The 19,168-nt window shown below is 38.7% G+C and carries 18 protein-coding genes; 9 read left to right on the forward strand and 9 right to left on the reverse strand.

Features of this window, described 5'->3' with window-relative positions; translation table 11 throughout:
- Positions 1-224 precede the first annotated feature (224 nt).
- The 3 genes from RFX69_RS07255 (at position 225) to rimI (ending at position 2,780) form a co-directional block, all read left to right on the forward strand.
- Complete coding sequence (locus tag RFX69_RS07255) at positions 225-1,106, forward strand: metal-dependent hydrolase (protein WP_000992297.1); 882 nt, start codon at positions 225-227, stop codon at positions 1,104-1,106.
- Positions 1,107-1,342: 236 nt separating this feature from the next.
- The gene (locus RFX69_RS07260) at positions 1,343-2,218 is read left to right on the forward strand and encodes a metal-dependent hydrolase (protein WP_000992291.1); all 876 of its coding nucleotides are present in this window, start codon (positions 1,343-1,345) and stop codon (positions 2,216-2,218) included.
- 106 nt (positions 2,219-2,324) lie between these two features.
- Positions 2,325-2,780, forward strand: coding sequence for a ribosomal protein S18-alanine N-acetyltransferase (gene rimI / locus RFX69_RS07265; protein ID WP_289333041.1), 456 nt, complete (start codon positions 2,325-2,327; stop codon positions 2,778-2,780).
- A 44-nt stretch (positions 2,781-2,824) separates the two neighbouring features.
- Here the strand turns inward: rimI and RFX69_RS07270 are convergent, their stop codons facing one another.
- The 3 genes from RFX69_RS07270 to trxB all read right to left on the reverse strand — a co-directional run bounded on the left by RFX69_RS07270 (position 2,825) and on the right by trxB (position 5,457).
- On the reverse strand, positions 2,825-3,640 hold the full coding sequence (locus RFX69_RS07270) for an arginyltransferase (protein WP_000844343.1): 816 nt from the start codon (positions 3,638-3,640) through the stop codon (positions 2,825-2,827).
- Positions 3,641-3,658: 18 nt separating this feature from the next.
- The gene (aat, locus tag RFX69_RS07275) at positions 3,659-4,390 is read right to left on the reverse strand and encodes a leucyl/phenylalanyl-tRNA--protein transferase (RefSeq protein WP_000854784.1); all 732 of its coding nucleotides are present in this window, start codon (positions 4,388-4,390) and stop codon (positions 3,659-3,661) included.
- Positions 4,391-4,509: 119 nt separating this feature from the next.
- Positions 4,510-5,457 carry a thioredoxin-disulfide reductase gene (gene trxB / locus RFX69_RS07280; protein WP_001276139.1) on the reverse strand — a complete coding sequence of 316 codons (948 nt, stop codon included), beginning with the start codon at positions 5,455-5,457 and terminating at the stop codon, positions 4,510-4,512.
- A 269-nt stretch (positions 5,458-5,726) separates the two neighbouring features.
- Between trxB and RFX69_RS07285 the strand changes: the two genes are divergently transcribed.
- Positions 5,727-8,759: a DNA translocase FtsK gene (locus RFX69_RS07285; RefSeq protein ID WP_199968397.1), complete on the forward strand. Its 3,033-nt coding sequence runs from the start codon at positions 5,727-5,729 to the stop codon at positions 8,757-8,759.
- 148 nt (positions 8,760-8,907) lie between these two features.
- Positions 8,908-9,528, forward strand: a complete 621-nt coding sequence (rhtC, locus tag RFX69_RS07290; RefSeq protein WP_000959259.1) for a threonine export protein RhtC — start codon at positions 8,908-8,910, stop codon at positions 9,526-9,528.
- Positions 9,529-9,570: 42 nt separating this feature from the next.
- Here rhtC and RFX69_RS07295 read toward each other — a convergent pair whose 3' ends face one another.
- From RFX69_RS07295 to RFX69_RS07320, 6 genes are all read right to left on the reverse strand, one after another.
- Positions 9,571-9,858 (reverse strand): PA4642 family protein, encoded by a 288-nt coding sequence (locus RFX69_RS07295; protein ID WP_001218560.1) that lies wholly within the window; start codon positions 9,856-9,858, stop codon positions 9,571-9,573.
- 83 nt (positions 9,859-9,941) lie between these two features.
- Positions 9,942-10,214, reverse strand: a complete 273-nt coding sequence (gene minE / locus RFX69_RS07300; RefSeq protein ID WP_000896934.1) for a cell division topological specificity factor MinE — start codon at positions 10,212-10,214, stop codon at positions 9,942-9,944.
- Positions 10,215-10,216: 2 nt separating this feature from the next.
- Positions 10,217-11,029, reverse strand: a complete 813-nt coding sequence (minD, locus tag RFX69_RS07305) for a septum site-determining protein MinD (protein ID WP_001074362.1) — start codon at positions 11,027-11,029, stop codon at positions 10,217-10,219.
- Between the two features lie 70 nt (positions 11,030-11,099).
- Entirely contained in the window at positions 11,100-11,822 is a 723-nt protein-coding gene (minC, locus tag RFX69_RS07310; RefSeq protein WP_000763678.1) for a septum site-determining protein MinC, read from the reverse strand.
- 121 nt (positions 11,823-11,943) lie between these two features.
- Positions 11,944-12,990: a hypothetical protein gene (locus tag RFX69_RS07315; RefSeq protein ID WP_005132997.1), complete on the reverse strand. Its 1,047-nt coding sequence runs from the start codon at positions 12,988-12,990 to the stop codon at positions 11,944-11,946.
- A 15-nt stretch (positions 12,991-13,005) separates the two neighbouring features.
- Positions 13,006-13,932, reverse strand: coding sequence for an acyltransferase (locus RFX69_RS07320; protein ID WP_000100975.1), 927 nt, complete (start codon positions 13,930-13,932; stop codon positions 13,006-13,008).
- Between the two features lie 244 nt (positions 13,933-14,176).
- On the opposite strand from RFX69_RS07320, the gene RFX69_RS07325 reads away from it, so the two are divergent.
- From RFX69_RS07325 to RFX69_RS07340, 4 genes are all read left to right on the forward strand, one after another.
- Positions 14,177-14,830, forward strand: coding sequence for an OmpA family protein (locus RFX69_RS07325; protein ID WP_001202415.1), 654 nt, complete (start codon positions 14,177-14,179; stop codon positions 14,828-14,830).
- Between the two features lie 193 nt (positions 14,831-15,023).
- Positions 15,024-17,063 carry a DNA helicase Rep gene (gene rep / locus RFX69_RS07330; RefSeq protein ID WP_000093035.1) on the forward strand — a complete coding sequence of 680 codons (2,040 nt, stop codon included), beginning with the start codon at positions 15,024-15,026 and terminating at the stop codon, positions 17,061-17,063.
- Between the two features lie 24 nt (positions 17,064-17,087).
- Positions 17,088-17,540, forward strand: a complete 453-nt coding sequence (gene dut, locus RFX69_RS07335; RefSeq protein ID WP_000868152.1) for a dUTP diphosphatase — start codon at positions 17,088-17,090, stop codon at positions 17,538-17,540.
- Positions 17,541-17,739: 199 nt separating this feature from the next.
- The gene (locus RFX69_RS07340; protein WP_289333043.1) at positions 17,740-19,158 is read left to right on the forward strand and encodes a phosphomannomutase/phosphoglucomutase; all 1,419 of its coding nucleotides are present in this window, start codon (positions 17,740-17,742) and stop codon (positions 19,156-19,158) included.
- Positions 19,159-19,168: the final 10 nt, after the last annotated feature.

The following is a 19,168-nucleotide window of genomic DNA, read 5'->3' on the forward strand; positions in this document are numbered from 1 at the left end:
GTTGCTAAAGTAACTGCATAATCACTTTTCAGTGAAAAAAGCGCTCCTTTTGGGGCGCTTTTTTTATATCCAATTGTTAGACAATTCAGTTGAAAGCTGGCCTTAACTGATACTTCAATGTCCCTATTTGCACTTAAGCCTTTTTATTAAGTTTGTATGATAAGAATCAAGAAAACGAACAATAAAGTTTAAGTAACTTAGGTTACTGGTAAGGAGCTTTCAATATGAATGCTAAAGTGAATATCACAAATCGTGCAGGGGCAAGCTTTCCTGTACGTCGTATGAACTTTGATTTTAATGATGTGCCAGAATACTGGATGAATGGTTCCGCTGGACTTACACATTTTATGACAGCGTTATCAGCGCTATTTCCAGCTGGTGAAAAGTTCTTTATTGATAGTGTACGTGCTGTACGTTATCACCCAGCAATTAAAGACAATGAAGAGCTACAAAAGGAAATTAGTGCTTTCATTGGTCAAGAGGCGATGCATACTCAAGAGCATGTAAACTTTAATGCTTCTGCCCAAAAATTTGGTCATGATGTTGAAACTTTAGAAAAGTTCACAGATACGGCTATTCAAACTGCCCGTAAAACTTTTGCAAAGCTCGTAAAACCATTTGGTATGACGCAAGAAATGGTGGACCTGACTGCTACTACAGCCCTTGAACATTTTACTGCAACCATTGCATCTCAGCTTTTAGTTAATACCCACATTCAAGAGTTGATGACAGATAAAACGATGTCAACCATGTGGTATTGGCACGCAATAGAAGAAAATGAACATAAAGCAGTCGCATTTGATGTGTATGAAGGTGTCTTTGGTAAAGGTGTAAAAGCTTATGCTTTACGCACAAGTTCACTTGTTTTTGCAATGGCTCTTATTTTCGCAATTCAATCTTCCTTTGTGGTTCGTCTTTTAAAGCAAGACCATAAATTAAACTTAGATGAGTTGTTTGTGATTTATAAATATGGTTATAGCCCGTCGAAAGGCATTATTACGGGTATGGCTAAAGAGATGTTTGCTTATTTTAAGCCAGGTTTTCATCCCAATGATTTAGATACGGTTAGCTTGTTAAAAACTTGGAAATCTAAACTTGGACTTTAAGCTGAAAGTAAGTGAAAAGGGCTGTTAGCAGCTCTTTTTTAGTGTCTATAAATTATGATCCACTTTTAAAAGATACTTGTTCATTTTGCCCTAGTATGAGGCTATTGATGACCTCATCTGATAATTTGCTGGCCTCATCTGCACTTAAATAGCACCTTTAAAGGCGTATTATTATAAATATTAAGAAAATAAATAAGGATATAAGTGAATTTTCGATTCGCTTAAAGGAGTCTGACATGAATGCTAAAGTAAATATTTCTAATCGTGCCGGAGCAAGTTTCCCTGTGCGTCGTATGGACTTTGAGTTTGCTCAAGTTCCACGCTATTGGGCAAATTACGATGCAGGATTAACTCATTTTATGACAGCATTATCGGCTCTTTTTCCGGAAGGAGAGCAGTTCTTTGTAAACAGTACTCGTGCTGTGCGAAACGATCCTAAACTGGCTGATCCAGCACTTCAAAAAGAAATAAGTGCTTTTATTGGCCAAGAAGCTATGCATTCTAAAGAGCATCTAGCATTTAATGCTTCTGCGCAGGCGTATGGATATGATGTTCGTAAAATGGAAAAACAGACAGGTAAAGTTATTAAAGTAGGTACTGCGGTTGTAACCAAGCTAATGAAACCTTTTGGTTATACAAAAGAAATGATTGATTTAACAGGTACCTGTGCTTTAGAACATTTTACCTCAACTATTGCGGCGGAGCTTTTACAAAACCCTGAAATTCAAGCCATGTTCCAAGATGACACTATGTATCACTTATGGATGTGGCATGCGGTAGAAGAAAATGAACACAAAGCTGTGGCGTTTGATGTCTATACCAATATGTATGGGCAGGGGCCAAAAGCTTATTTTATGCGTTCAACTGCTTTAATCATTGCAATGGCCTTAATCTTTGCTACTCAGTCTTATTTTACTGCTAAGTTACTTAAGACTGATGATAAATTAACATGGAAAGATACCAAATACATGCTTAAGTTCATGTATGGCCGTAAAGGTTTTATGACTCGTCAAATTCCAGAATTATTAGATTTCTTAAGACCAAAATTCCATCCAAATGATTCGGATACGACAGCTTTATTGGCCACTTGGCGTGAAAAATTAGGTCTTTAAAAAACTGACTGGAAAAGAGCAATTTAATTGCTCTTTTTTTTACTCGTTTTTTCTATTTAAGTTTCTATAATACGTTTCTTTGAAATCTAAAAATGTGTTGAAACTCATGATTCGTACTATGCAAGCCTCAGATATTGATAGTGTTGCTCAAATTGAGAAGCTTGTTCAAACACACCCATGGTCTAGGCAGCAATTTGTAGAATCTTTAAATTCTTACCAATGTACGGTAATAGAATTAAGCAATAAGGTGGTTGGTTTTTGTATTTTACAACCTGTATTAGATGAAGCGAATTTATTGCTCATGGCAATTGATCCTCAAATGCAAGGTAAAGGATTAGGATATCAATTGTTAGATGCGTCGATTGAGCGTTTAGAAAATCACCCCGTACAAATTTTTCTAGAGGTACGTGAAAGTAATAAAGCTGCTATTGGTTTATACGAAAAAACAGGGTTTCACCAAATTGATGTGCGTCGTAACTATTATCCAACCCAAGAGGGTGGACGTGAAAATGCTGTTATTATGGTAAAAAGCTGTACTGATGATTTTGCTTCTTTATTCTAAGAATGCCTGTCTTGTTGCTGTTTGAACAACAAGACAGAAGCAGGTTATTTAATAATTAAATTATTCCATTCAGAAGGTAATGTGGTCATGAGGGAATTACCCAATTGATTGATCTCTTCTGGTGATAATGATCTATTTAAGCGGCGCCATTGCCCATCTAGTAAAAGTTCTAGCGGCGTATATTGAGATTTATAATTCATTTTAGCTGAGTGGGGAACCCAATAACCTAAGTAGACATATTCTAAACCGAGTGTTTTTACATATTCGATTTGATTCAGAATTGAATAAACGCCTAAAGATCTACGGTGTTCATCTGGGTCAAAGAACGTATAGACGGCAGATAACCCATCATCCATTAAATCACAAGTCGAAACGCTAATAAGACGATTGTCTTTCCATAGTTCTAAGAAGAAACTATCTGTACAGCTATGGACCAAGAATTTTTCAAACTGATCTAAACTTGGCGGAAACATATCACCATCGGCATGGCGCTCGTTAATGTAACGTTCATATAGATCATAATGAATTTGTGAGGCTTGCCGTGTTGGTAGAACAGTCATGGTGAGATCTTGATTTCGCTTCCATGCTTTTTTTTGCATGCTGTTCATTTGGAAATCGGCAACAGGTACACGACAAGATAAACACTGCCTGCATAAATGACATTCAGGACGGTATACAAAGTCGCCACTACGACGAAAACCTAATCGCGATAATTCAGAAAGCGTCACCACATCAATCCGATGAATCGGGTCTAAAAAGACCATGCGTGCTGATTTATTTTCTAAATAGCTGCAATCATGAGGTGGAGTAATATAATATTGCAGATCATTTAAAAGGGACTTCGGGTGATATGATTTCATGATTGGTCCCTCCTGTTATCATTCCATTAATTTTGCATTTAATGCTATTGTTTTACTTGAAAATACACGTTCTTGATACTTTTTCCAATTGATAGAGGGGTGAATAATTACATCTTGTAACGATTTAAGATATTCTTGCCGAGAAAGTGTACAAGCCCCAAGACTAATTAAGTGACTATTGACAAGTTGACAGTCAACCCAAGGAAGCTGATTTTCTTGACCAATTAACATTAACGTATAAAAAGCCATTTTAGAAACATCGGTTTGGGTACTAAACATAGACTCGCCAAAACAACCTTTACCGATCGTTACCCCATATAAACCACCTACCAGCTGCTCTTCTTGCCAGACTTCTACGCTATAGCCATAACCGGCATCAAACATTCCACAATAGCCTTCAATAATATCTTCACTAATCCATGTTTCTTTAGCATAGCTTCGAGGTAGTGAACATGAGCGAATGACTTGCTCAAAAGCACGATTTACCGTAATGGTGTAATCATATTTTTTCATGTTCCGAATAAGCGATTTACTCGGTTTATAGTTTTGAGGATAAATGATACAGCGTGGTTCAGGGCTCCACCAACAAATAGGTTCATCTTCATTAAACCATGGGAAAAGCCCATGTGTATACGCTTCATAAAGTGTGGAAGGGGAGAGGTCAGCGCCTATACAAATTAAACCATGACCATCTGGATCTGATTCCTCCGGATCTGGGAAAATATATTGAGATAGAGGCAGTGTTTTCATAAAACCAAAATAATATGTGCTTTAGGGCTATGCTATAAAAATTAATACTGAGCAGCCAGTAATTATTATAAATTCCAAAAAAACAGCCGTTATAAAACGGCTGTTTGAAATATCTAAACTTAAAGGTTATCTAGATATTTTTCGGCATCTAGTGCAGCCATACAGCCTGAACCCGCCGAAGTAATCGCTTGACGATAGATACTATCAGCAACATCACCAGCAGCAAAAACGCCTGCTACAGAAGTCGCTGTTGCGTTACCTGAAGTACCACTTTGTACTTGGATATAGCCATCACGTAAGTTTAGCTGACCTTCAAACATAGAGGTATTTGGTTTATGGCCAATTGCAATGAATAAGCCTTGAACTTGTACTTCTTGTTTGCTGTCATCTTTCGTAGATTTTAAGCGAACACCTGTTACGCCAGTATTGTCACCAAGAACTTCTTCAACCTCATGGTTCCAAACGATACTGATTTTGCCTTCTTTTTCTTTAGCAAATAAGTGATCTTGTAAAATCTTCTCAGAGCGTAAAGAATCACGGCGGTGTACAAGTGTCACATGTTCAGCAATATTTGATAAATAAAGTGCTTCTTCAACAGCAGTATTACCACCACCAACAACCATCACATTTTGGTTCTTGTAGAAGAAGCCATCACATGTTGCACATGCGCTCACGCCTTGACCCATAAATTTTTGTTCAGACTCTAAGCCAAGATATTGAGCTGTCGCACCAGTTGCAATAATTAAAGCATCACAAGTGTACTCATCCATATCACCTTTAAGAACAAAAGGACGTACATTTAAGTCCACTTCATTAATATGGTCATAGACAAGTTCGGTACCAAAGCGTTCAGCATGTGCTTGCATACGGTCCATTAGGGCAGGACCAGTCAAACCTTCAGGATCGCCCGGCCAGTTGTCAACTTCGGTTGTTGTTGTAAGTTGGCCGCCAAGCTGTAAACCTGCAATAAGTGTTGGTTTAAGATTTGCACGTGCTGCATAAACAGCTGCACTATAACCCGCAGGGCCAGAACCGAGAATAATTAACCGAGAATGACGAGCACTCATTGAGGGTATCCTTATTTATTTCGAGAATTTTGAAAATTATACGTGAAATTGCCGACCAATAGCGTTAAATCAATGTGGATAATATTGATCAGGTCAATCGAATTAAGTTATATAACAATATAGAAGAGCCTTATGTTAACAACAACTGTAAAGAATCATGCACCTTTTTTGTAAGAACAGGTGCATAATATAAAGTTCAATCGTTGAAGATCTGAAATGTAGGTCTTCACATCTCTAAACCAATAATTAAATGGGTTACAGGACAGTATATGACTGCGGTGTCAAGTGTTTATGCACAGCGCTTATTGATGACATTATTCTTGGTCTCTTTTGGGATTTATATGTTTCTGGCGACAGTAACATATACACCATTTGATCCGGGCTGGATGCATATTTCAAGTGATACTCAGCAAGTATCCAATGCAAGTGGTATTGCCGGTGCATGGATTGCAGATTTGCTGTTTGGCTTTTTAGGTTGGGCAAGTTTACTTATTCCAATCTTCCTATTTGTTGAAGCGATTCAAGTCTGGTGGCCACATAGTTTTCTAAACCGCCCATTCCGTTATGCTGCGCAGTTCTTCTTAATTCTTGTTGTTTCGAGTTTGCTTTACCTTCACTGGAATGTACCTGCAGATACTTTAGATAATGCCGCAGGCGGGATTATTGGTTATGAGTTGGGGCAAAGCTTATCTCAACTGTTAACAATTTATGGTGCGACATTATTTCTACTTGTTTTCGGAGTGGTATTGTTCACTTTGGCATTTGGGGTGCAGTGGAGCAAAACATGGGTTACGCTCAAAGCAATGCCTGGTTATTTACAAGATTTATTCTATAAAAATGTATCTCCTAACGAATCTGCTTATGACTTAACCACACAGCCTGCGAATAAAGCAGCAACGGTAAAAGTTGCAGAGATGCCTAAAGCAGAAGAAGTTACGGATGAAGTAGAGCTAAATGCCCAACCAGAAAAAGCTCAAAGCAAAGCGAGCTCTACACGACATGATGAAATAGCAGAGCGTTTATTTGCTGACGTTTTAGCTAAAGAACAAAGTCAACCTGAAACAATTGAAGAAAAACCAACTCCTCAGCCAGAAAACTTTGAGCGTACACTTGAGCAAGCCCAACAGCTTAAAAAAGACAGTGAGCGTTTAGTGGCTACGGGAGAGGTTTGGCGTGCTTTACAGCGTGATGATGTAAGCCATAAACAAGAAATTGATGCGCTGTTACGAGCTGCTGATGATTCAAGTGAACAGCCTTCGACTCATGAGCAATTTCAGCAAACAGTTTATCAGGCTAAACAAAATCAACCATCGAATACTCATCAAGGTTTAGATTGGAATGATGATGAGATTTTTGATGAACTACTTGCTGCAGTTCCAAATAGTAAAACAGCAACTGACGTGCATACGCCATTTGTGCAAGATCATCATGTTGAACCAGAAGTTACGCCGCAAGCTCCTCAAACATTAGTTGAATCATCTGTACCTGTATCGAATTTAAATCAGTCACCTAAAAATTTATCGAATGAAGAAGTCTTTGATGATTTTGACGACTTATTGATTGATGAGGATATCCCGCCAGCAACTCAATCGATCAAGGCAAGTAGCTATGCGCAATCTTCAGCTTTTGTAAAAGCGCCTATTCAAACTACGATTGGTGCAGAGAAGCTGTCAAAAGAAGAATTTATTGAAGCTTGGCAGGAAACTGCTGGAAAACCTCAGGATGACCTTGAGGATGAGTTTGATTTTGATGCGCCTTTAACAGATGCATCAGGTCGACCAATGTCTCGTGCCATGCAAGTGGCTAAAAAGCGTTTAGATTTACCAACATTACCGGGCTTTGAATTGCTTGATAAGGTTGACCCAAATAAGAAAGTTAACTTTACCGAGGAACAGCTTTCTCGTTTATCTGAATTGCTTGAGATCAAGTTACAAGAGTTTAACGTGAAGGCTCAGGTGGTTGAAGCTCAGCCAGGTCCAGTTGTTACACGTTTTGAATTAGATTTAGCACCGGGTGTGAAAGCATCTAAAGTGACTAATATTTCCCGTGACTTGGCACGTTCAATGTCTATGGCTTCTGTACGTGTAGTAGAGGTTATTCCGGGTAAACCATATATTGGTATTGAAGTTCCAAATAGTGCTCGTGAAATGGTACGTTTGATTGAATTATTGGAAACACCAGCATATCGTGACCCAAGTGCTCTCATTAGTATGGCAATGGGTAAAGATATTTCAGGTAATCCGGTTCTAACAGACTTGGCAAAAGCACCGCATATGTTGGTTGCGGGTACTACAGGTTCGGGTAAATCTGTTGCCGTTAACTCGATGATTTTATCGATGTTACTCAAATATACCCCTGACCAATTGCGTCTGATTTTAATTGACCCGAAACAGCTTGAATTAGCAAACTACAACGATATTCCGCATTTATTAACGCCTGTAGTCACTGACATGAAAGATGCAGTGAGTGCTTTGAACTGGTGTGTAAATGAAATGGAACGCCGTTATAAGCTTATGTCGTTCTTAAAAATTCGTAAGTTAAGTGACTACAACCGAAAAGTTGAAGAAGCGCTTGCAAATGGAGAAGACTTGATTGACCCGACGTGGAAACCAAGTGACTCGGCGACACAAGAGCGTGCGCCTCGTTTAACGCCATTACCATCAATTGTGATCGTGGCGGATGAGTTCGCAGATATGATCATGCAAGTTGGTAAGAAAGCAGAAGAAATGATTACGCGTTTGGCGCAAAAATCTCGTGCTGCTGGTATTCACTTATTGCTTGCAACTCAACGTCCATCGGTAGATGTCATTACAGGCCTTATTAAAGCCAATATTCCAACGCGTGTAGCTTTACGTGTAAACAGTAAAATTGACTCGCGTACTATTTTGGATGCGGGTGGTGCGGAAGACTTGTTAGGTCACGGTGATATGCTGTTCTTAGGACCAGGTAAGATTGAGCCAGAACGTGTGCATGGTGCATTTATTAGTGATGATGAAGTTAACCGTATTTGTGATGCATGGCGTGAACGTGGCGAACCAGACTACGTAGATGAGATCTTAACTCCATTTGATGAGGAGCCTGCTTCGCGTGGCTTTGAAGAAGGTGATGGTGGTTCAGACCGTGATGCACTTTATGATCAATGTGTATCGTTTGTTTTAGAAACTCGAAAAGCTTCTACGTCTTCATTACAGCGTAAGTTTAGCCTTGGTTATAACCGTGCCGCTCGTATCATTGACCAGATGGAAGAGAATGGGATTGTGAGTGCTATGGGTGCCAACGGTAAGCGCGATATTTTAGTTTAAGATCTACAGTTAAAATTAAGCCTCTTCGGAGGCTTTTTTATGGTTAAAAATAATAATTACTACGGGTAGTTTGAGATTTTATCAAATAGTAAAAAATGCTAATGTGTGCTTCTCAATAAATAACAATGAAACAAATCAGGAGGACAACATGTTAGTCGCGTTAATTACGTTAGCTTTTATTCATTTTTGTGCGCTTATTACTCCAGGGCCTGATTTTTTTCTGGTATCACAGACCGCAGTGAGCCGATCTCGTAAAGAAGCAATGCTGGTTGTGGCAGGAATAACAGCGGGTGTTATGTTTTGGGCTTCTTTAGCATTGATGGGCTTAAATATTATTTTTGAGAAAATGGCTTGGTTAAAGCAAGGTTTACTTATTGCCGGCGGTTTATACCTATGCTGGTTAGGATACCAAATGTTGCGTTCGGCATTTTCAAAAAATCAGCAGGAAGAGGTGACAACTGTTGAATTACCGAAAGCGCCGTATTTATTTTTTATGAAGGGATTACTCACCAATTTATCGAACCCTAAAGCTGTGATCTATTTTGGTAGTGTATTCTCTTTATTTTTAGCAAACCCTCAGCTTGATCAAGTCCATTGGCTGCTTTTTATTATTGTGTCGGTTGAAACAATTTTATGGTTCTGCTTTGTGACTTTTATTTTTTCATTACCGAGTTTTAGAGCCGCTTACCGTAATTTTTCAAAATGGATTGATGGTATTTCAGGTGGTATTTTTACCGTTTTCGGTATTTTCCTGATTGGAAACCGATAAATCCAGACAATAAAAAAGCCTCTTTAAGAGGCTTTTTTATTTTTAAGCAAACTTTGCTAAAACTTCTAAAAACGGCGCTGATTGACGTGGGAATTTAGCAATCACGTCATGAATGCGTTCGCCTTCCGGATTAGTCGCATTAATATCTCGTCCATCTGCAACAAATTTAGTTAGAAGACGTTCATAATCATTTGGACGCATATGTTTGAAAGCATGGTAGAGCACATGGAAGTCTGCGTTCACACCATTTGGAGGAAGTTGGTTGAGGTAGGCAAAAACACGCTCATCGGACCATTCTTCATTGAAAGTTGCTGGCTGTGATAATGCCATGACAATCTCCTCATTTTAAAAAAGGCAAAATAACTTGCGTTATTTTGCCTTGATTCTGTTTTATTGAATAGTCAGAAATAGAATTATCGTTCTTCAGGTAAATTGATATTCATTTCTAACATTTCGATGTTTGCTTCAGAACGAACTTGCATTTGGATATGCTGTTCGCCTACACCGCTAACATAACGACTGACCACCTGCATAATTTCTTTCTTCATTTGGTCAATCTTGTCTTGGCTTAAACGACGGCCTAAACCTTGTTCTGATGCAACAATGACTTTTAAACGATCTTTGGCAGTTTGAGCACTTGATGGTTTTTCTTCACTGCTAAATAATTTACTCCAGAATCCTGCCATATCTACGCTCCAAATAGTCGTGCTAACCAGCCTTTAGGTTGAGCTGTGATGTGTCGATAAGGGCGGTCTTCGCCAAGAAAGCGAGCAACCAAGTCATCATACGCTTGTCCAGCTTTAGTTTCTGAATACAGAATAACTGGCTTACCTTCGTTTGATGCTTGTAATACACTTGGACATTCAGGAATAACACCTAATGTCGGTACGCGTAAAATATCTTTAGAAATATCATCAATCGTCAGCATTTCCTGACGGTCAGCACGTTCAGGGTTAAAACGTGTAATACATAAATGTTTACGTATACGTCCTTCGTTGTGTTCAACTTTTTTAGTTTTGCTATCTAACATTCCGATGATGCGGTCAGAGTCACGTACTGAAGAAATTTCAGGGTTTGTCACAATAATTGCTTCATCTGCATGGTACATTGCTAAAATTGCACCACGCTCGATCCCCGCAGGTGAGTCACAAATAATGTAATCAAATTCTTGAGAAAGCTCATCAATTACACGAGCAACACCTTCGTCGCTCAAAGCATCTTTATCACGGGTTTGGGAAGCCGGCAAAATGTAAAGGTTTTCGATATCTTTATCGCGAATAAGGGCTTGTTGCAGACGTGCTTCATTATTAATTACATTGACGAAATCATAAACAACACGACGCTCACAACCCATAATTAAATCAAGGTTACGTAAGCCTACATCAAAGTCAATCACAACAGTTTTATGACCACGAAGGGCTAAACCTGTTGCAAAAGATGCACTCGTTGTAGTTTTACCTACACCACCTTTGCCTGATGTTACGACAACAATTTTGGCCACCGAATCCACTCCTATTATGGTCATACATACACCCTTAAAAGGGCTGTTTTTTGGTGATTTGCTTAATAAACTAAAGTTCTAGAGCTTCAAATTCAAGCTCTTGCTTTTCATTTAAATAAATATGTACTGGCTTTTTTACCACATGTTTAGGGATATCATCTGCGACACAATATGTTCCGGCAATGGAAACGAGTTCAGCCTCTAAAGATTGGCAAAAAATGCGTGCAGCAGCGTGCCCACCCGCACCAGCAATGACTCTACCACGAACCGTGCCATAAATATGTATATTTCCTGAAGCAATCACTTCGGAACCACTATTCATGCCAGCTTTTAAAATAATATCGCCTTGGTCTTGTACAAGAGATTGGCCTGTACGCAAAATTTCATCATGATAAGAGGTAATATGGGCAACTGCATTATTATTTAGTGGTTTTTTTGTTTCTACTGAAGCTTGTGCAGAGGTAGGCTTCTCTACAATTGCAACTTGTTCTGCAGTTGGTTTAATACGTTGTAATGGCTGATCTGCAGGTAATACAGGGAACTGAATGGCGCGTGCTTCGTCGCCTAAAATACCGTCAATGACAGCCATAGGCTGTAAGCCCATGCTGACTAACAGCTGAATTAAAGCAATAAGCTCTTGTTCAACAGTACTATCTATAATAACGACAGTTCCCTGATAGGAACCTTCATTTAATATATTTGATAATTGCTGGCGGATCACATCATGATCATTCGTATCGAAGGTTATCCTGCTAAAGTTAACCATTCTGCCGGTAATCCGGATATCAGCCATAAGTCTTCCTTCAAGGCGTTAAAACGAGCTGTAATATCGTTAAGTTTATTGTAAATAGAGCAAATGCTAGAACAAATCGTACCAATTCTCTAGCGTGATTTATAAAAAAATAAATAAATGCTTATTCTTTGATTCGATCATACTCCGCGAGTGTTTGTTGCCACTGTTTAACTTTAACTTGTTTACGGACAGCTTCTAGCGTTTCAAAAACGACAGACTCAACCAGCTGCTCAAGTTCATGGTTATCAATATTTATATGGCTAATTTTTTGAGAAATTAATTGATAAGTTGAATTAGGCTGTGCGGCTGAACCTTCAATTAACGGTTCTATTAAACCAGCACTGATATTTTCACCAAGACGTTGACCAATACTTTGAATTTGTTGCTCAATACGTCCCCCTACAAGTGGAATAAGCCTTAATAATTGTGTTAATTCAGGCGTATCTTCTATTGCCTGATCTACGATTTGTCCAACAGCTCGGGTGATTGCAGGCTTTTGTTCTTTTAAAGCAGTTGCTAAAGATTCTTGTAATAGGGCAGTTAGGGTTACGGTAAATTGTTCACGATGATGATTAACCAAATCATGAATAATTTGTTTATGGCTAGAACTCGTTTCAAGCTCGTATCGAATACCGTCAATTACGGTAATCACCACGCGGTCCGACAACTCTTCCATAACCACACGGTAATAAAAGAGACCTGTCTTTCTCCAGCTTTCAGGAATAACTGGATACCCAAGCTCGTGTAAACGGTATGCAATAATCCCAGCACGGAATAAACGTAGAAAACGTAGCTGAGGAATAATAGCTAAAATTTCATACCAGTGAATGAAAGGGAAGAAGAACCAACGCTTATGATGTTTATAAACGATAGCAATTCCCCAACGGACCAGTAGTTCAATAATTAGAAAACCAATAAACCAGGCTTCAGAGGTAATAACCCACGGGTGTAAATGGGTACGGTAGAAAGACAATACTTGGGGCAAATGGATATGTTCAAAGAACCATGCCCCAATACTGCTCATTAAAAAGAAATTGGCTGCAAGACAGAACAGATTGAAAATGATAATAAACACCATAAAGATGTCGTAGACTAAAAACAGCTTAAATGAAAGGCTGCTTGAATCTACACGGTGATATTTCGTTTGCTTTCCGGAACTGTTTTGCATAAAAGTGGATTCTTTTTAAAGATTCGTAGTCGCGTATTGAGCTTTCATTTTCTCGATGAGCTGATCTTTTTCAGTCCAGAGTTCATGTACCCATTGTTGAAAACGTTCACGGTAAACTTGGTCATCTTCATAATTACCTCCGAGAACCCAGTCTGGTATTTCAATTTTTCGAAGATTGACCGCAATTTTTGAAACGTCACCTAGCCAGAAATCGCCATAACCTGGTACGCCATCAGGATAGACAATGGTCATATCAACTAAAGCATCAATTTTGTCGCCCAAAATATTTAACGCCAGAGCTAAACCACCTGCTTTAGGTTTTAATAAATGTTTATATGGTGATTTTTGTTGGTCGTGTTTTTCCTGAGTAAAACGAGTCCCTTCCAAATAATTTAATAATGTAAAAGGTTGACTTAAGAGCTGTTCACACGCTTTACGTGCTTCCATCATATCGCGGTCTTTGAGTTCAGGATTTTTCGCGATTTGCTCTTTTGTATGACGCTTCATCATTGGGAAGCCTAAGATTTTAAAAGCTTGACCCACGAAAGGAATAAAGATGAGCTCCCACTTGGTAAAAAAGCGGGTAAGTGGCATACGGGTTAACCCGAAATACTGGTTTACCGTGGTATCAACCCAACTTTGATGGTTACAAGTCATTAAATAACGACCTTGCATATTCAGATCAAGGCCTTCGTCAATGCTAATGTCCCATTTTAAATTAGGTAAAACATGATCAATGAGCCAATTATTGACACCAAGCCAGCTATTAGTAATTTGAATATTGGTTTCATCAATTTTTGAAGACTTTTTAAATAGCTTTGTTAAACCTAAAGCTAAGACAGGTGGTCCATGAAAAAAAGTGCTACCTGTGATGACTGTACCTACAGTGAGTCCACGTGTAATTTTTTTTAGCGCAGATTGCTTATTGGGTGCAGTTGACATATAAATGGCCCCGAATATCCAAAATCCATAGAAAGTTGTTCAACTATAACTATCGTGAAATGAAATACAACGGTATCTTAGACAACAATGAAGAAATTGTGATGAGTGCACACCTTAAAGTGCATCAAAATATTACAAAAAAATAACTAAACTGTTTATTATTAACAAAATATCAATGTTTTATACTTCCTTTTTGTTTCATTATTCATTCAACAACAAAACACTCAAAGTGAGGAGGCATGCAATGCGTGCATTAGTTATTTCAACAGTGGTAGGGGCAGCAGTAGTACTTTCTGGTTGTCAAACAACAGGTAATAACCTTGGTGGCGTTGAATACGATAAAGCCGCATTAGGTACTTTGATCGGCGCAGCAGCTGGCTACGGTATTTCTAAATCAAATGCAAACTCTAGCCGTCAAAACAACCGTGCTGCGGCAATTGGTGCAGTTCTTGGTGCAGCTGGCGGTTTATATCTTGACCAAAAAGAGAAAAAATTACGCGAACAAATGGCTGGTACTGGTGTAGAAGTAGGCCGTAACCCAGATGGTTCTGTTCAATTGATCATGCCTGGTAGCATTACTTTTGATACTAACAAATCAAACATCAAGCCAAACTTCTATGCAACTTTGGACAAAGTAGCTCAAACATTGGCTGAAGATAACAAGAGCGCGATTTTAGTTACTGGTTATACAGATAACACTGGTAATGACTCTATTAACATCCCATTATCTCAAGCGCGTGCTCAATCAGTTAAAAACTATTTAGCTGGTAAAGGTGTTCCATCTAGCCGTATCGATGCACAAGGTTATGGTTCTTCTAACCCAATCGCAGACAACTCAACTGCTTCTGGTCGTGAACAAAACCGCCGTGTAGAAATCAGCATTTATGCTAAACAATAAGATCTAGTTTATTGTTTCAAAAACCACCTTCGGGTGGTTTTTTTATGGGTGAAGTATAAAAAATAATCACGACATTCTGCGGCGCATAAATTGCATTATTAGACATCATTTATACATATCCGTAGATTTACTATTGGGATTCTAAAAAAGAGATGACTATAATCATGCTCGAAAAATTAAGAGGTAATACACGATGTCATCTGCCAGTCAACTGAACAACAAGCAAGAAGAAGCCATGAAATATACTCAAGGCCCTTTATTGGTGCTTGCTGGCGCTGGTTCAGGTAAAACATCGGTAATTACGCGTAAAATTGCTTATTTGGTGCAACATTGCCGTATTCCTGCGCATCGTATTACAGCGATGACCTTTACTAATAAAGCTGCACGTGAAATGAAAGAGCGTGTCACTAAGCTTTTATCACGTGAAGAAGCAAAAGGTTTGTCCGTTTCGACCTTCCATACTTTTGGTTTAAATCTTTTACGTTTAGAACTTAAAAATTTACCTTTAAAAGCTAATTTTTCGATTTTGGATGCAGATGACTGTAAACGTATTTTGATGGATTTGATGCATCGCGATAATTTATCGGGTGCAGAGAGTAAAGAACTAATTGCCAAGGCAATGAAGAAAATTTCAGATTGGAAAAACGATCTGATTTTGCCTGAACAAGCACATTCGACGTGTGAAACTCCTGAAGATGTCCAGTTTGCCCATCTTTATCAACTTTATGAACGTAATTTACGTGCTTACAATGCAGTTGACTTTGATGACCTCATTGTTATGCCAACCCGCTTATTGCAAGAAAATGCGGAAGTACGTGACAAATGGCAAAACCGTGTTCGTTACTTGCTAGTGGATGAGTATCAAGATACCAACACCGCGCAATATATTTTGGTGAAATTACTAGTTGGCGTAATGGGGCAGTTTACAGCCGTAGGTGATGATGACCAATCGATTTATGCATGGCGTGGGGCTAAGCCTGAAAACATGGCTTTGCTTAAACAGGATTTCCCAAATCTACATATTATTAAACTTGAGCAAAATTACCGCTCAACCAGCCGTATTTTGAAAGCTGCGAACTGTGTAATTCAAAATAACCCGCATATTTTTGATAAAAAATTGTGGAGTGATAAAGGCCATGGTGAGGTCATCAGAATTATTACCTGTCGTAATGATGATGATGAAGCAGAACGTGTAGTCAAAGACTTACTGACTCACAAACTTATGAATGGTAAGAACTGGAAAGATTACGCTGTATTGTACCGTGGTAACTTCCAGGCGCGTGTATTGGAAACACAACTTCGCCAAATGCAGATTCCGTACAAACTCTCTGGTGGTACATCGTTCTTCGCTCGTGCAGAAATTAAAGATGTAATGAGTTATTTACGTCTTATTATTAACCCAGAAGATGACAGTGCTTTCTTACGTATTATTAATACGCCTAAACGTGCGATTGGCCCAGTTACTCTTGAGAAGTTAGGCTTATTTGCACAAGAAAATAATTTGTCTTTACTTGGTGCTTCTTCTGACCAGCGCTTAAGTATGGTGCTTCCTAAAAAGGCAGAAACTCAATTGCATGAGTTTGCTGATTTTATCTCGACGTTTACACGTGAGCTGTTGGAAGATGATGAGCCTGTGCCTAAAGTTCGTCAAATGATGAATGAAGCGGGTTATATCGACTATATTCGTGAGCAATCCGCAACGCCTGCGCAAGAGAAAAGTAAGCTCGATAATATCGAGAACTTGTTTAGTAGTATTCAAAACTTAATTAATCGTGCTGAAGATGTTGATGAAAAGAACATTGAAAGTGTGATTCGAAAACTAGTCTTGCTTGATATGTTAGAGCAACAGCAAGAGGAAGAAGACACTGATAAAGTGAACTTACTTACTCTACATGCCGCTAAAGGTTTGGAATTCCCATATGTCTATATTATGGGTCTTGAAGAAGAGCTGTTGCCGCATAAGAACTCGATTGCTGCTGAAACTATTGAAGAAGAACGCCGTCTTATGTACGTGGGGATTACCCGTGCACGCCAAGGCTTAACTTTGACTTTGGCAGAGCAGCGTAAAAATGGTGGTCAAATGAAACAGATGACCCCAAGCCGTTTCCTCGATGAGCTTCCGCAAGATGAGCTCGAATGGTTAGGGCGTAAAAAGAAAATTGCAGCAAATGTTGATCCTAAAGAACAGGCTCAACAATATTTGGCAAATTTAAAAGCTTTATTAAAGCGTTAATTTTTTTAATTTTTAGGAAATCCCATGAAAGTTCAAGTTAAATTGCTCGATCCGCGTTTAGGTAAAGAGTGGCCTTTACCTTCATATGCAACAGCAGGGTCAGCAGGTTTAGATTTACGTGCCTGTTTAGATGAAGCAATTGAGATTGAACCAGGCCAAACTGTTTTGGTTAAAACAGGTATGGCAATTTATATTCATGATGTGAATTTTGCTGGTTTAATTCTACCGCGTTCAGGTTTAGGCCATAAACACGGTATCGTGCTTGGCAACTTAGTTGGTTTGATTGATTCGGATTATCAAGGTGAGTTAATGGTTTCAGTGTGGAACCGTGGTCAAACTACATTCCGTTTAGAACCAGGTGAGCGTTTAGCACAGTATGTTTTAGTTCCAGTAGTTCAGGCTGAATTTGAGCAAGTAGAGGAATTTGAAGAAACTTTACGTGGCGCGGGCGGTTTTGGTCACACTGGTAAACAATAATTAATTTATAAAAAATAATGAAAAGAAACGCTTGTTTTACAAGTGTTTCTTTTTACACCTTGAATGTTACAATGAATTATATTACAAAACGCTTTACTCATATTCTTTTAACTTTTTTTAGCAAATACCCATTTTTCAGATTTTGAATACTCTATGTTTTTGCGATAGATCAAATTGATCTTTAAATAGAAGATACGCTATGAATGTAAGACACTCATTTCCAAAAAATATTTTCCGTGCTTACGATATTAGAGGCAAACTTTCTTATTTAACTACGGACGTCGTCCGTTCAATAGCCTATGGATTGGCACAACAATATAAACAAGCAGAACAAACTCAACTGATCATTGGTTATGATGCACGCCTGACGAGTCGGGCTTATGCGCATTTAATCGAAGAGATATTAGTAGAGCAGGGTTTAAATGTTACAAATATTGGTTGTTGCTCAACCCCGATGATGTACTACATTGCACGGGAGTTTGGTGGTAATGGCATAATGGTAACAGCTAGCCATAACCCTAAATCAGATAATGGTATTAAATGGATTTTAAGAGGTGAACCTCCATCTCCTGAAATGATCCAGCAAGTAGGTGAATTTGCGCAAAGTTATGTACCTACTCATACAATTTCATTATTAGAATTATCAACTCCTCAATTTAATTCAGAATTTTGTAAAAAATACCAACAAGCAATCTTTAACGATATTCAACTCAAGCGTCCTTTAAAAGTTGTATTAGATGGCCTGCATGGATCGGCAGGGCATTGCTCAAAACTCGTACTTGAAAAAATGGGTTGTGAAGTCATTGCTTTACGTACGACTCCAAATGGTGAGTTCCCTGATCATGCACCAGACCCTTCACATGCTGCGCATTTAAAAGAACTACGTAAAACGATTATTGAACAGGGGGCGGATATTGGTATTGCCCTTGATGGTGATGGTGACCGTGTCGTATTGCTTGATGAAAAAGCCAATATACTTACTGCTGACCGTTTATTGTCACTATTTGCACAAATGTGTCTGGAGCAGCAACCAGACAAAGAAATTGTATTTGATGTGAAATGCTCGCTCATGGTTCAAAGAACCGTAGAGCGACTTGGTGGTAAACCCAAAATGATTCGCACGGGAAGTAGCTTCCTGCGCGCGTATTTATCCCAATCAAATGGTAACGCTATTTTTGGGGGCGAATACGCGGGTCATTATGTATTTAATGATGGGCGTGGTTTTGGGTATGATGATGGTTTGTACGCTGCATTACGTGTAATGGAATATTTCACCGAGTCGAATGCGACCACAATTTCTGATTTATTTTCTAATTATCCTGAAAGATGCTGTACCGAAGATACTTATATTGGTACCCATCAGTCCGACCCTAAACATGTACTACAAGATATTGAAATTTTAAGCCATCGTTTGGGTGCTCGAATTAGTAAAATTGATGGCGTACGTCTTGATTTTGATGATGGTTTTGGCATTATTCGAGCATCAAATACAGGTGAGTATTTTACCGTAAGATTTGACGCTGATAATCCTTTACGTTTAAAGGAAATCCAGCAAAAATTTATTGATATGTTGCAAGAGCGTTATCCGCAAATTGCACAAGAACTTTCTGAGGCCTAATAAGGAGAGG

The organism is Acinetobacter sp. 148, from assembly GCF_031196675.1.
Taxonomy (GTDB): Bacteria; Pseudomonadota; Gammaproteobacteria; order Pseudomonadales; family Moraxellaceae; genus Acinetobacter; species Acinetobacter baumannii.

What these genes read in the sequence shown, in the direction of transcription:
- RFX69_RS07255 (WP_000992297.1), top strand. Translation starts at nt 225, where the DNA reads ATGAATGCTAAAGTGAATATCACAAATCGTGCAGGGGCAAGCTTTCCT.
- RFX69_RS07260 (WP_000992291.1), top strand. Translation starts at nt 1,343, where the DNA reads ATGAATGCTAAAGTAAATATTTCTAATCGTGCCGGAGCAAGTTTCCCT.
- rimI (WP_289333041.1), top strand. Translation starts at nt 2,325, where the DNA reads ATGATTCGTACTATGCAAGCCTCAGATATTGATAGTGTTGCTCAAATT.
- RFX69_RS07270 (WP_000844343.1), bottom strand. Translation starts at nt 3,640, where the DNA reads ATGAAATCATATCACCCGAAGTCCCTTTTAAATGATCTGCAATATTAT.
- aat (WP_000854784.1), bottom strand. Translation starts at nt 4,390, where the DNA reads ATGAAAACACTGCCTCTATCTCAATATATTTTCCCAGATCCGGAGGAA.
- trxB (WP_001276139.1), bottom strand. Translation starts at nt 5,457, where the DNA reads ATGAGTGCTCGTCATTCTCGGTTAATTATTCTCGGTTCTGGCCCTGCG.
- RFX69_RS07285 (WP_199968397.1), top strand. Translation starts at nt 5,727, where the DNA reads ATGACTGCGGTGTCAAGTGTTTATGCACAGCGCTTATTGATGACATTA.
- rhtC (WP_000959259.1), top strand. Translation starts at nt 8,908, where the DNA reads ATGTTAGTCGCGTTAATTACGTTAGCTTTTATTCATTTTTGTGCGCTT.
- RFX69_RS07295 (WP_001218560.1), bottom strand. Translation starts at nt 9,858, where the DNA reads ATGGCATTATCACAGCCAGCAACTTTCAATGAAGAATGGTCCGATGAG.
- minE (WP_000896934.1), bottom strand. Translation starts at nt 10,214, where the DNA reads ATGGCAGGATTCTGGAGTAAATTATTTAGCAGTGAAGAAAAACCATCA.
- minC (WP_000763678.1), bottom strand. Translation starts at nt 11,822, where the DNA reads ATGGCTGATATCCGGATTACCGGCAGAATGGTTAACTTTAGCAGGATA.
- RFX69_RS07315 (WP_005132997.1), bottom strand. Translation starts at nt 12,990, where the DNA reads ATGCAAAACAGTTCCGGAAAGCAAACGAAATATCACCGTGTAGATTCA.
- RFX69_RS07320 (WP_000100975.1), bottom strand. Translation starts at nt 13,932, where the DNA reads ATGTCAACTGCACCCAATAAGCAATCTGCGCTAAAAAAAATTACACGT.
- RFX69_RS07325 (WP_001202415.1), top strand. Translation starts at nt 14,177, where the DNA reads ATGCGTGCATTAGTTATTTCAACAGTGGTAGGGGCAGCAGTAGTACTT.
- rep (WP_000093035.1), top strand. Translation starts at nt 15,024, where the DNA reads ATGTCATCTGCCAGTCAACTGAACAACAAGCAAGAAGAAGCCATGAAA.
- dut (WP_000868152.1), top strand. Translation starts at nt 17,088, where the DNA reads ATGAAAGTTCAAGTTAAATTGCTCGATCCGCGTTTAGGTAAAGAGTGG.
- RFX69_RS07340 (WP_289333043.1), top strand. Translation starts at nt 17,740, where the DNA reads ATGAATGTAAGACACTCATTTCCAAAAAATATTTTCCGTGCTTACGAT.